This is a genomic window from Streptomyces polyrhachis, assembly GCF_042663125.1.
GTDB lineage: Bacteria > Actinomycetota > Actinomycetes > Streptomycetales > Streptomycetaceae > Streptomyces > Streptomyces polyrhachii.
Map to the genome: position 1 here is coordinate 110,117 of NZ_JBHSZO010000013.1, position 13,461 is coordinate 123,577.

At 71.0% G+C, this 13,461-nt stretch carries 5 protein-coding genes and 1 tRNA gene; 1 reads left to right on the forward strand and 5 read right to left on the reverse strand.

Features of this window, described 5'->3' with window-relative positions; all coding sequences use genetic code 11:
- Positions 1–57 precede the first annotated feature (57 nt).
- From ACFQLX_RS10795 to ACFQLX_RS10810, 4 genes are all read right to left on the reverse strand, one after another.
- On the reverse strand, positions 58–855 hold the full coding sequence (locus ACFQLX_RS10795) for a helix-turn-helix domain-containing protein (RefSeq protein ID WP_386414057.1): 798 nt from the start codon (positions 853–855) through the stop codon (positions 58–60).
- A 183-nt stretch (positions 856–1,038) separates the two neighbouring features.
- Complete coding sequence (locus ACFQLX_RS10800) at positions 1,039–3,747, reverse strand: DNA translocase FtsK (protein WP_386414058.1); 2,709 nt, start codon at positions 3,745–3,747, stop codon at positions 1,039–1,041.
- Between the two features lie 74 nt (positions 3,748–3,821).
- Positions 3,822–4,472 carry a response regulator gene (locus ACFQLX_RS10805; protein WP_386414059.1) on the reverse strand — a complete coding sequence of 217 codons (651 nt, stop codon included), beginning with the start codon at positions 4,470–4,472 and terminating at the stop codon, positions 3,822–3,824.
- 254 nt (positions 4,473–4,726) lie between these two features.
- Positions 4,727–10,201, reverse strand: a complete 5,475-nt coding sequence (locus tag ACFQLX_RS10810) for a HAMP domain-containing protein (RefSeq protein WP_386414061.1) — start codon at positions 10,199–10,201, stop codon at positions 4,727–4,729.
- Between the two features lie 269 nt (positions 10,202–10,470).
- Here ACFQLX_RS10810 and ACFQLX_RS10815 point away from each other — a divergent pair, with 269 nt between their 5' ends.
- Positions 10,471–13,113 (forward strand): SpoIIE family protein phosphatase, encoded by a 2,643-nt coding sequence (locus ACFQLX_RS10815; protein WP_386414062.1) that lies wholly within the window; start codon positions 10,471–10,473, stop codon positions 13,111–13,113.
- Positions 13,114–13,189: 76 nt separating this feature from the next.
- Here the strand turns inward: ACFQLX_RS10815 and ACFQLX_RS10820 are convergent.
- Positions 13,190–13,265, reverse strand: a tRNA-Thr gene (locus tag ACFQLX_RS10820).
- Positions 13,266–13,461: the final 196 nt, after the last annotated feature.

The following is a 13,461-nucleotide window of genomic DNA, read 5'->3' on the forward strand; positions in this document are numbered from 1 at the left end:
TACCAGGCGTTACGTGCGCCACCCCGGCCGGGGCCGCGCGCGTGGCGGGCCCGGCCCTCAGCCGACCTCGGGATCGCCCTTGGTGTAGGAGATGCGTTCGACCTGGCCGAGCTGGAAGTCGTTGTCGACTTCCTTGCCGTTCACGAAGAGCTGCACGGCGCCGGCGTTGCCCAGGATGAGGTTGACGCGCTGGTCGTCCTGGACCGTGACGGAGTCGCCCTGCTGCAGAACCGTCTCTTCGAGCGTGCTGCCGTCGTGGCCCTTGGCGGAGATCCAGCTCTTGCCGTCGGTCGCGACCAGCTTGACCGTGACCTTGTCGGCCGGCGCCTGGGCGATCGCGCTCTCGGTGGGCTCGGCGCTGGGCTTCCCGGAGGGGTCGGCCCCGCTCTTGCCGTCCGCCTTGTCGTCGGCGGTGTCCACGGCGGTCGGGGTGTCCTTGGCGCCGTCGTCGCCGCTGAAGACCGTGAAGCCGACGAAGCCGATGACCGCGACGATCGCGGCGACCATGGCGGCGGTCCAGTTGGGGCGGCGCGGCTCGGGGCGCATGCGCTCGGCCTCGAAGAGGGGCGCCGCGGTGACGGGCTCGGGCCGGCCGCCCCGTTCCGCGTCGAACTGCGCGACGACCAGGTCGGGGTCCAGGCCCACCAGGCGCGCGATGTTGCGCACATGCCCGCGGGCGTAGACCTCGCCGCCGCAGCGGGAGAAGTCGTCGTCCTCGATCGCGTGCAGTATCGGCGTGCGCACCCGGGTCTGGGCGCTGACCTGTTCGACGGTCAGTCCGGCGTCGATCCGAGCGTGTTGAAGGGTCCGTCCGACGGACGTGCGGTCGTCTGCGGAGGGGGTTCCGAGGGACACGGGGGCGCCTTTCGAGCGTGAGCCACCTGCCGGATGTTCAGTCTAGAGGTCTTGTAAAAGTGTCGGGCAACCGGGCGGTATGACTTGTGGGCGGCCGAGGTGTCCATCGATCGACGTCCGGGTGCGCCCACCTGCCGTAACCATGTGACGCACCGGCAGCCGATCCGGTGGCCCGGCTCGCTCCTACGGGTGATCCTGCCCACGGACCATCGCCAGCACGCCATCCAATTCGTCCGGTTTGACCAGCACGTCGCGGGCCTTGGACCCCTCGCTGGGACCGACGATTCCGCGCGACTCCATCAGATCCATCAGCCGGCCCGCCTTCGCGAAGCCCACCCGCAGCTTGCGCTGCAGCATCGAGGTCGAGCCGAACTGGGTGGTGACCACCAGCTCCACCGCGGCGACCAGCAGGTCGAGATCGTCGCCGATCTCCTCGTCGATCTCCTTCTTCTTCCCGCCGCCGACCGTGACGTCCTCGCGGAAGACCGGCGCCATCTGCTCCTTGCAGTGCCGTACGACCACCGCGACCTCGGCCTCGGTAACGAAGGCGCCCTGCATCCGGGTCGGCTTGCCGGCGCCCATCGGCAGGAAGAGCCCGTCACCCTTGCCGATCAGCTTCTCGGCGCCCGGCTGGTCGAGGATGACGCGGCTGTCGGCGAGCGAGGAGGTGGCGAACGCGAGCCGGGAGGGCACGTTCGCCTTGATCAGACCGGTGACGACGTCGACGCTGGGCCGCTGGGTGGCGAGGACCAGGTGGATGCCGGCGGCGCGGGCCAGCTGCGTGATGCGGACGATGGAGTCCTCGACGTCGCGCGGGGCGACCATCATCAGGTCGGCCAGCTCGTCGACGATCACCAGCAGGTACGGGTACGGCTGCAGCTCGCGCTCGCTGCCCGGCGGCGCGGTCGTCCTCCCGCTGCGCACCGCCTCGTTGAAGTCGTCGATGTGCCGGAAGCCGTAGGCGGCGAGGTCGTCGTAGCGCAGGTCCATCTCGCGGACGACCCACTGCAGCGCCTCGGCGGCGCGCTTGGGGTTGGTGATGATCGGCGTGATCAGGTGCGGGATGCCCTCGTAGGCCGTCAGCTCCACCCGCTTGGGGTCGATGAGGACGAGCCGGACCTCCTCCGGGGTGGCGCGCATCATGACGGAGGTGATCAGGCAGTTGATGTTGGAGGACTTGCCGGAGCCGGTGGCGCCGGCGACCAGGATGTGCGGCATCTTCGCCAGGTTGGCCATCACGTAGCCGCCCTCGACGTCCTTGCCCAGGCCCACCAGCATGGGGTGCTCGTCGCCCGCGGCGCCCGCCAGGCGCAGCACGTCGCCGAGGTTGACCATCTCCCGGTCGCTGTTGGGGATCTCGATGCCGATCGCCGACTTGCCGGGGATCGGGCTGATGATGCGCACGTCCGGGCTGGCCACCGCGTAGGCGATGTTCTTCGCCAGCGCCGTGATGCGCTCGACCTTGACCGCGGCGCCCAGCTCCACCTCGTAGCGCGTGACCGTCGGGCCGCGGGTGAAGCCGGTGACGGCGGCGTCGACCTTGAACTCGGTGAAGACGTTGGTCAGCGAGGCCACCACGAGATCGTTGGCGGCGCTGCGGGTACGGCCGGGGCCGCCGCGCTCCAGCAGGTCCAGACCGGGCAGCGCGTAGGTGATGTCCCCGGCCAGCTGCAGCTGCTCGGCGCGCGGCGGCAGCCCCTCGGCCGCGTCGGGCTCGGGGGCGGCGCGGGTCAGGTCCGGGACGGCGGGCAGCAGGTCGGGCAGCCCGGTCGGCTTCAGCACGGCCTCCTCGGCGCGGGCCACGGGCACACTGCCGGTGATCTCACTGCCCAGGTCGGCCAGCAGCGGGGTCGGGGGGACGCCGTGCAGCACGGCGCCGTCGAGGTGGGCGGCCTCCGCGGCGGCGAGGTCGATGGGGTCGGCCGCCTTGCGCGGGAGGCGCTTGCGCCGGCCCTTGCCGGCGTCGCCGCGGGCCTCGTCGGCGTCCTCTGCGATCCGCACGAGGCCGCCGCGCCAGTCCTCGGCGTACTCCTCCCCGCTCCGGTACGCGCCCTCGCCCCCGTCCTCGTACCGGGCGCCTTCCGGCTGCGCCTGCGCGGCGGGGGCCTGCAGGACGCCCAGCCGTACGCCCAGCAGCCGCAGCCGCTGCGGGACGGCGTTGACGGGGGTGGCGGTGACGACGAGCAGGCCGAAGACGGTGACGAGCAGCAGCAGCGGAACGGCGAGCACCTCACCGAGGGTGAAGACCAGCGGGCGCGAGGCCGCCCAGCCGATCAGTCCGCCGGCATCGCTTATGGCCTCCGTGCCCTCACCGCGCCCGGGGGCTCCGCAGCCGACGTGGACCAGGCCCAGCACCCCGACCGTCAGGGCCGAAAGCCCGATCGCCACCCGGCCGTTGGCCTCGGGCCGCTCGGGATGGCGGATGAGGCGGACCGCGACGGTGGCGAGCAGGATCGGCGCCAGCAGATCCAGTCGTCCGAAGGCTCCGGTGACCAGTATGTCGACAAGTCCCCCGACGGGGCCGTCGAGGCTGGACCAGGTGCCGGCGGCGATGACCAGGCCCAGGCCGAGCAGCAGCAGGGCGAGGCCGTCCTTGCGGTGCGCGGGGTCAAGTCCCTTGGCGCCGCGCCCTATTCCGCGCAGCACCGCCCCCACGCCGTGCGCGGAACCGAGCCACAGGGCGCGAACTCCGCGCAGGACGGGGCGGGTGGGGTTGGGCGCCGCCTTCTTCGCCGGGGCCTTGGCGGGGGCCTTCTTCGCCGGAGTCCTCTTCGGGGCGGCCGACTTGGGCGCCGCCTTCTTCGCCGCGGACTTGGCGGGCGCCTTCCTGGCCGTGCCGCTACCTCCGGCTCGCTGCCGGGAGTTGCCGTTGCCAGAGGTACGGGAGGCCATACGTGTGAGGTTACCGCCCGCCTCCGACCGATCCACGCAGACCTGCGGGTCCGGTCCGGCCGGTCGGCACGGGGTCAGCCCGGCGTGCCCGGCTCCAGGGCGTCCAGCGCCTTGCGCAGGGCGGAGAGCCTGCGCTCCAGATGCGCGGCCGTGGCGATGGCCGCCCCGTCCGCCGTCTCGTCGAGCTGCTTGCTGAGCGCCTCGGCCTGCTCCTCGGCCGCCGCGAGCCGCGCCGACAGCTCGGCCAGCACGCCCACCGCGTCCCTGCCGCTGTTGTGCCCGGCCCGCGAGCCTTCCAGCTGCAGGCGCAGCAGGCTCGCCTGCTCCCGCAACTGCACGTTCTTCATGTACAGCTCGACGAAGACGGAGACCTTCGCGCGCAGCACCCAGGGGTCGAAGGGCTTGGAGATGTAGTCGACCGCCCCGGCCGCGTACCCCCGGAAGGTGTGGTGCGGGCCGTGGTTGATGGCGGTGAGGAAGATGATCGGGATGTCGCGGGTGCGCTCACGGCGCTTGATGTGCGCCGCGGTCTCGAAGCCGTCCATGCCCGGCATCTGCACATCGAGGAGGATCACCGCGAAGTCGTCGGTGAGCAGCGCCTTGAGCGCCTCCTCCCCGGACGACGCCCGCACCAGCGACTGGTCGAGCGCGGAAAGGATGGCCTCCAGCGCCAGCAGGTTCTCCGGCCGGTCGTCGACCAGGAGAATCTTGGCCTTCTGCACCATGGCCCGTCCTCCTCGCCCCGGCGGTACGCCGGGCCTCGCCCCTGGGGACGTACCCGTAGCGCCGCCCGCCCTTGTGGCCGTCATGGTAGCCGCACCCCGCAGCGTCGACACACCCTGTCACCGTATTGACACGGCGCATGATGCGAGAACGGCGCTTGGGACCAGAAGGTTCCCGCATTCGCACGCCCTCACACCAACTCGGGTACGCCGCGTCATCGTTGCCCCGGATACGGCCGCGAAGGAACCGCCCGCCGTCACTCCGCGTGCATCCACTGCTTCATCACGGCCAGCAGGTGATCGGTGTCGACCGGTTTGGTGACGTAGTCGGACGCTCCCGAGTCGATGGCCTTCTCGCGGTCGCCCTTCATCGCCTTGGCGGTGAGGGCGATGATGGGCAGCCCGGTGAACTGCGGCATCCGCCGGATCGCCGAGGTCGTGGCGTAGCCGTCCATCTCCGGCATCATGATGTCCATCAGCACCACGGTGACGTCGTCGTGCTGCTCCAGCACCTCGATGCCCTCGCGGCCGTTCTCGGCGTAGAGCACGGCCAGGCCGTGCTGCTCCAGCACGCTGGTGAGCGCGAAGACGTTGCGGATGTCGTCGTCGACGATGAGCACCTTCTCGCCCTTGAAGCGGCCCCTGAACCGGCTGGCGGCGGCGCTGCGTTGCTCACGCCGGCCCGAGCGCCCGTTGCCCGCCGCCTGCGGTGCGGGCTGCCCCGGCAGCAGGCCCGGCACCACGGGCACCTCCGCGATCACGGCGTGCCCGCCCTCCGGGACCTCCCGGGCCGCGGCCCGCTCCGTCTCGCGGACCGCCTCCTCCGCGTACCCCTCCAGCGGCAGCAGCTCGAGCATCGCCCCCTCGGAGGCCGACAGCTCCGCGTGCGGCCCCAGCGGCTGCGTCAACTGCAGCGGCTGCACCGGGAGGTACAGGGTGAACGTCGAGCCGCGGCCCGGCTCGCTGTCGGCGTGGATCTCACCGCCGAGCAGCCGCGCGATCTCCCGGCTGATGGAGAGCCCCAGGCCCGTACCGCCGTACTTGCGGCTGGTCGTCCCGTCCGCCTGCTTGAACGCTTCGAAGATCACCCGCATCTTGGACGAGGCGATGCCGATGCCGGTGTCGGTCACCGAGAAGGCGATCAGCGCGCCGTCCGGATCGGACAGCGAGCCGTTCTCCAGCATCTGCTCCTTGATGGTCACCGGGACGTCGTTGCCCGCCGGGCGGATCACCAGCTCGACCGCGCCGCCGTCGGTGAACTTCACCGCGTTGGACAGCAGGTTGCGCAGCACCTGCAGCAGGCGCTGCTCGTCCGTGCTGAGCGTGGCGGGCAGCTCCGGGGAGACGCGGACCGAGAAGTCCAGGCCCTTCTCCGCGGTGAGCGGGCGGAAGGTGGCCTCCACGTAGTCCACCAGCTGCACCAGCGCGATCCGGCTGAGGCTGACGTCCATCTTGCCCGCCTCGACCTTCGACAGGTCGAGGATGTCGTTGATCAGCTGCAGCAGGTCCGAGCCGGCGCCGTGGATGGTCTCGGCGAACTCCACCTGCTTGGGCGTGAGGTTGGCCTCCGCGTTGTCGGCGAGCAACTTGGCCAGGATCAGCAGTGAGTTGAGCGGAGTGCGCAGCTCGTGCGACATGTTCGCCAGGAACTCCGACTTGTAGCGCATGGAGACGGCCAGTTGCTCGGCACGCTCCTCCAGACCCTGCCGGGCGTCCTCGATCTCGACGTTCTTGATCTCGATGTCGCGGTTCTGCCGGGCCAGCAGCTCGGCCTTCTCCTCCAGCTCGGCGTTGGAGTCCTCCAGCGCCTTCTGCCGGTTCTCCAACTCCTGGGAGCGGTCGCGCAGCTGCTCGGCCAGCTCCTGGGACTGCTCCAGCAGGATCTCCGTACGGGAGTTGACGGAGATGGTGTTGACGCTGGTGGCGATCATCTCGGCGAGCTGGCTGAGGAAGTCCTTCTGGATCTGGGTGAACGTGGTGAAAGCGGCCAGCTCCACCACACCCAGCACGGTGTCCTCGAAGACCAGCGGTACGACGATGACGTGCGCGGGCGGTGCCTCGCCGAGGCCGGAGGCGATCTTCAGATAGCCCGCCGGGACGTTCTCGACGAGGATCATCCGCCGCTCCTGCGCGGCGGTGCCGATCAGCGTCTCGCCGGGGCTCAGCACGTCCGGCATGGAGCCGCGCTGGTGCCCGTAGGAGCCGGCCATCCGCAGCAGGTAGCCGTCGGGGTCGTCGGAGGAGCCGTCCCCGCCCAGCTCCGTGTGGTCGCCGGTCGGCTCGGCGATGAAGAAGGCGCCGTGCTGGGCGGCGACGACCGGGGTCAGCTCGCTCATGATCAGGCGGGCCACGTCCTCGAGGTCGCGGCGACCCTGGAGGAGACCGGAGATACGGGCCAGGTTGCCCTTGAGCCAGTCCTGCTCCTTGTTGGCCAGGGTGGTCTCGCGGAGCCGGACGATCATGGTGTTGATGTACTCCTGCAGCTCCAGGATCTCGCCGGCGGCGTCCGCGTCGATCTTGGGGCTGAGGTCGCCGCGGGTCACGGCGGTGGCGACCTGGGCGATGTTGCGCACTTGGGAGGTGAGGTTGTTCGCCATCAGGTTGACGGACTCCGTGAGGTCCTTCCAGATGCCGGAGACGCCGGGGACGCGGGCCTGACCGCCGAGCCGCCCCTCGGTGCCCACCTCGCGGGCCACCCGGGTCACCTCGTCACCGAAGGCGGAGAGCTGGGTGACCATCGTGTTGATGGTGTTCTTCAGCTGCAGGATCTCGCCCTGGGCGGCGACGTCGATCTTCTTGGTCAGGTCGCCGTTGGCGACGGCGGTGGTGACCTCGGCGATGTTGCGCACCTGGTTGGTGAGGTTGGAGGCCATGTAGTTGACGGACTCGGTGAGGTCCTTCCAGGTGCCCGAGACGCCGGGGACGCGGGCCTGGCCGCCCAGGACGCCCTCGGTGCCCACCTCGCGGGAGACGCGGGTGACCTCGTCGGCGAAAGAGGACAGCGTCGTCACCATCGCGTTGACGGTGTCGGCGAGCTGGGCGACCTCGCCGCGCGCCTCGACGGTGACCTTCTTGGTCAGGTCGCCGTTGGCGACGGCGGTGGCGACCTGGGCGATGTTGCGCACCTGGGAGGTCAGGTTGACCGCCATCAGGTTCACGTTCTCCGTGAGGTCCTTCCAGATGCCCGAGACCCCGCGCACCTGGGCCTGGCCGCCGAGCTGGCCCTCCGTACCCACCTCGCGGGCCACCCTCGTGACCTGCTCGGCGAAGGAGGACAGCTGGTCGACCATCGTGTTGACGGTGGTGACCAGCTCCAGGATCTCGCCGCGGGCGTCCACGGTGATCTTCTTGGTCAGGTCGCCGTTGGCGACGGCGGTGGTGACCTCGGCGATGTTGCGCACCTGGATGGTCAGGTTGTTCGCCATGAAGTTGACGGACTGGGTGAGGTCCTTCCAGGTGCCCGAGACGCCCTGGACCTCGGCCTGGCCGCCGAGCTGCCCCTCCGTACCCACCTCGCGGGCCACCCTCGTGACCTGCTCGGCGAAGGAGGACAGCTGGTCGACCATCGTGTTGAGGGTGTTCTTCAGCTCCAGGATCTCGCCGCGGGCGTCGACGTCGATCTTCTGCGAGAGGTCGCCGCGGGCCACCGCGGTCGCCACCTGGGCGATGTTGCGCACCTGGGCGGTGAGGTTGGACGCCATGCCGTTGACGGAGTCGGTCAGGTCGCGCCACACCCCGGAGACGCCCTGCACCTGCGCCTGGCCGCCCAGGCGGCCCTCCGTACCCACCTCGCGGGCCACCCTCGTGACCTGCTCGGCGAAGGAGGACAGCTGGTCCACCAGGGTGTTGATGGTGTTCTTCAGCTCCAGGATCTCGCCGCGGGCGTCGACCTCGATCTTCTGCGAGAGGTCGCCGCGCATCAGCGCCGTGGTGACCTGGGCGATGTTGCGGACCTGGGAGGTGAGGTTGGACGCCATGAAGTTCACGGAGTCCGTGAGGTCCTTCCAGGTCCCCGAGACGCCGTCCACCCGCGCCTGGCCGCCCAGGCGGCCCTCGGTGCCCACGTCGCGGGCCACTCTCGTGACCTGCTCGGCGAAGGAGGACAGCTGGTCGACCATCGTGTTCACGGTGATCTTCAGCTGCAGCATCTCGCCGGAGACGTCGACGGTGACCTTCTGCGAGAGGTCGCCGTTGGCGACCGCGGTGGTCACCTGGGCGATGTTGCGGACCTGCCCGGTGAGGTTGCGGAAGGCCGTGTTGACCGAGTCCGTCAGGTCCTTCCACGTACCGGCGGCGCCCGGCACCTGCGCCTGGCCGCCCAGCTCGCCCTCGACACCGATCTCGCGGGCGACGCGGGTCACCTCGTCGCCGAAGGAGGACAGCTGGTCGACCATCGTGTTCACGGTGTTCTTCAGGTCCAGCATCTCGCCGGAGACGTTCACCGTGACCTTCTGCGAGAGGTCGCCGCTGGCGACCGCGGTGGTCACCTGGGCGATGTCGCGGACCTGCCCGGTGAGGTTGCGGAAGGCCGTGTTGACCGAGTCCGTCAGGTCCTTCCAGATGCCGGCGGCCCCGGGCACCTGCGCCTGGCCGCCCAGCTGCCCCTCGTCGCCGACCTCGCGGGCGACGCGGGTCACCTCGTCGGCGAAGGTGCGGAGCGTCTCCGTCATGGTGTTGATCGTGTCGGCGAGCTGGGCCACCTCGCCGCGCGCGCTCACCGTGACCTTCTGCGAGAGGTCGCCGCTGGCGACCGCGGTGGTCACCTGGGCGATGTTGCGCACCTGCGAGGTGAGGTTGGACGCCATCAGGTTGACGTTGTCCGTCAGGTCCTTCCAGGTGCCGGCGGCGCCGGGCACCCGGGCCTGACCGCCCAGCTCACCCTCCGTACCCACCTCGCGGGCGACGCGGGTGACCTCGGAGGAGAAGGCGGAAAGCTGGTCGACCATCGTGTTGACGGTGTTCTTCAGCTCCAGCATCTCGCCGTCGACGTGGACGGTGACCTTGCGGGTCAGATCGCCCTTGGCGACCGCCGTCGTGACCAGGGCGATGTCGCGCACCTGGGCGGTGAGCCGGGAGGCCATGGTGTTGACGGAGTCCGTCAGGTCCTTCCAGGAGCCGGACATCCCGCGCACCTTGGCCTGGCCGCCGAGCTTGCCCTCGGTGCCCACCTCGCTGGCCACCCGCGTCACCTCGTCGGTGAAGGCGGAGAGCTGGTCGACGAGCCCGTTGACGGTGCGGCCGACCTTCAGGCAGTCCCCGCGCAGCGGCCGCGGCACCCCGTCGGCGCCCTGCGGGCGCAGGTCCATCCGCTGGTCCAGATCACCCTCGGCCACCGCCGCCAGCACCCGGCCCACGTCCGCGAGGGGGCGTACGAGATCCTCCACCAGCGCATTGGAGCCCTCGATGGCGTCCGCCCACGACCCCTCGCACGCCCCCAGTTCGAGACGCTCTGTGAGCTTTCCCTCACGCCCCACCATCCGGCGGACCCGGGACAGCTCACCGGTCAGGTGCTGGTTGCGCTCGGCGACCTCGTTGAGGGTCACCGCGATCTGCGCCAGCAGACCGTCGCCGGAAGGGGGCACGCGCTTGCGGAAATTGCCGTCCCGCATCGCCTCAAGGGAGGCCAGCAGCCGCTGCAGCGAGGCGGTGTCCACCTCGGTCGTGCCGCTCTTCCGGGACCGTCCGCCCTTCGCGCGCGTGCTCCCGCCGCGCACCGGTGCGCCAGACTCCACTTGTCCCTCCCGCGGGTTTGTTCGCCTCGGGCCGTCGTTCATAGCGTTCCCAGTGTTCCACTCCCGCGCACTACGGTGGGGCGGACGGCCAACGTGGCCGGCAGTGGCCGTGTTCGTTGCCTCATAGCCCCCTCCCATGCGGGTGCGGCCCGGTTACCCTGTCATGTCCGTCCCGTTCCGCCCGGAGAACTCCGGGTTCCATGCGTCGCCGGCGCAGGAATCGGGCACCACCCGATTGACCGTTCAGCCGTCCAGAGGAGTCCTGTGCTGTGTCTACCAGTCGGACGGCGCGGGTAACGGCCACCTTCGAACCGGTCGGGAGGTCCGTCGCGGCCGCCCGTGCCTTCGTCCGCGACACCCTGCAGGGCTGGGGTTCGGGGGAGATCACGGACGACGCGGTGGTGCTGACCAGCGAGCTGGTGACCAACGCGGTGGTCCACGCCGGCACCTCGGTGGACGTCGGGGTGGTGCAGAACGAGACCGGTGTGCGCGTCCAGGTCTCCGACCGCTATCCGGAGCGCGAGCTGCCGCTCGACACCGCCGAGCACGTCCCCTCCTCCCCCGAGCGCGAGGGCGGCCGGGGGCTGATGCTCTGCGCGGCGCTGGCGTCCCGCTGGGGCGTGGAGTACACCTCGACGTCCAAGCAGGTCTGGTTCCAGCTCGACCTGGAGGAGCCGGTGGCCGGCACCCGCTCCGCCGGACCCGTCCTCCCGGTCGACGACCTGCCGCTCGCCGTCGACTCCCGCGTCCATGTCGCCGTCGTCCAGATCGACCGCGGCGGCTGCGTCAGCGCCTGGAGCGAGGACGCGGTGGACCTCTTCGGCTTCGAGGCGGAGAAGGTCCTGGGCCGGCAGCTCAGCGAGCTGGCCGCCTGGCCGCACACCCCCGGCACCGGGACGGGTCTGGTCGAGGCGCTGCGGCACTCCCGCTGGGAGGGCTCGTACGGCATCCGCGGCGCCGACGGCCGCGTCATCCCCGTCTACGCCACCCACCTGCGCCTGCGCGACTCCGCGGGCGATCCCTCCACCGTCTGCCTGCTGGTGCGCGAGCAGGAGCGCGCCGTACTGCAGACACCGTCGCGCTCATCCTCCTCCGACCTGGGCGCGGGCACCGCGCAGAGCGACGGCTCACGCCCCGCCGACCCCTTCGACGCCTTCATCGGCTCCCCGGCCCCGGACGATCTCGACGGGCTGCTGCAGCGCACCGTGGAGCGGGCCCGCGACATCCTCGACGGCGACGCGGCGTACCTGCTGCTCGCCACCGACGACGAGACCGAGCTGGAGGTCCGCGCCTCCACCGGGCTGCCCTCCGCCCGGCAGCGCTTCGCCCGCGTCCCTGTGGAGACGGGGACCGGCCGCTACGGCTCCGCCCGGATGCCGGCCGTACACGAGGATCTGACGGCCGACCCCATGGCCGTCCCCCTCCTGACCTCCACCGGCATGCGCTCGGCCGTCACGGTGCCGCTGAAGGTCGAGGGCCGCCTCACCGGCTCCCTCGGCGTCGCCGCCGAGAGCCCGGGCCGCTACACGAACGACGAGGCGCTGCGCCTGCAGTTCGCCGCCGACCGCATCGCCCTGGCGGTGGAGTCCGCACGGCTCGGCGAGCTGGAGCGGCTGCGCCGCGGCTCGCTGTCCTTCCTCGTCGAGGCGTCCGACCTGCTCGCCGGCACCCTGGACCACGACCAGACACTGGCGCTGATGGCGCAGATGACGGTGCCGACGCTGGCCACCTGGTGCGCCGTCTACACCCTCGCCGAGGGAGCCGACCCCGAGCTGTCCTACGTACTGCACGAGGACGAGGACCGCATCGACGACCTGCGCGCGCTGCTGGCCCGTATCGCAGCCCCCGAGCCGGTGCCCTCGCCCGGCGCCCGGCTGTGGAGCACCCCGTCCGAGGCGGCGCACGACTCCGCGATGCGCACGTCCTTCCGCCGGCTGAGCCTGAGCAACGCCGGCCTGGACGCCCCCGAGCCGGCCGCGTCCCTGGCGACCGCCTCCGCGGTGGGCGGCGAGACGGTCGTGCTGCCGCTGGTGGCGCGCAACCGCGTCATCGGCCTGCTGGTGCTGGGCAAGCCCACCGACGAGCACTTCCGCCAGGAGATCCTGGAGCTGGCCGAGGACATGTCCCGCCGCGCCGCCCTGGCACTGGACAACGCGCGTCTGTACTCGGAGCGCACGGCCATCAGCCAGTCCCTGCAGCGCAGCCTCCTGCCCCCGGGCCTGCCCGAAGTCCCCGGCGTCGAGGTGGACGTCATCTACCGCGCGGCCGGCGAGGGCAACGAGGTCGGCGGCGACTTCTACGACCTCTTCCCCATCCGTGACGGCGCCTACGGCTTCGCCATCGGCGACGTCTGCGGTACGGGCCCCGAGGCCGCCGCCGTCACGGGCCTGGCCCGCCACGCGCTGCGCCTCCTCGCCCGCGAGGGCTTCGGCGGCCCGGCAGTGCTGGAGCGCCTGAACTCGGCGATCCTCGACGAGGGCACCCGCAGCCGCTTCCTGACGCTGCTCTACGGCGAGTTGTGGCCGCAGCGCGACGGCAGCGCGGTGCTGAAGGTCGTCTGCGCCGGCCACCCCCTCCCGCTGCGACTGCGACCCGACGGCACGGTCACCCCGGCCGCCGAACCGCAGCCACTGCTGGGCGTGATGGAGGAGCTGGAGCTGTACGAGGAGCGGATCACCCTCGAACCCGGCGACGTCCTGCTGTGCGTGACGGACGGAGTCACGGAGCGCCGCGAGGGCACCCGCATGCTCGGCGACGAGGGCCTCACAGAGGTCCTCGCCACCTGCACCGGCCTCACAGCCGGCGCGGTCGCCTCCCGGGTCATGCGCGCGGTGGAGCGCTTCGCGGCGGAGCCGGCCTCGGACGACATGGCGATCCTGACCATGCGGGTCCCCCACCAGCGCACGGGCTGACCGCGTCCCGGCCGACTGGTTCGGCGGACCGATGCAGACATGCGAAAGGCCCCGCCTCCCGGCGGGGCCTTTCTGCTGGGGCCCCCAAACAGAATCGAACTGTTGACCTTCTCCTTACCATGGAGACGCTCTACCGACTGAGCTATAGGGGCGCGCTGTCAGCAGTACAGATCTTACCCCAAGACCCAGGGCGTTGTGACCACCCCTCGGTGAACGAATCGCGCCGCCACCCCCGCCCCAACCGAGTCGGCTCCCGGAGTCCCCCAACGCAAAAATGCCTCAACCCCCGAGCAAAGCTCGGGGGTTGAGGCTAAAAAATGTTCGGCGACGACCTACTCTCCCACAGGG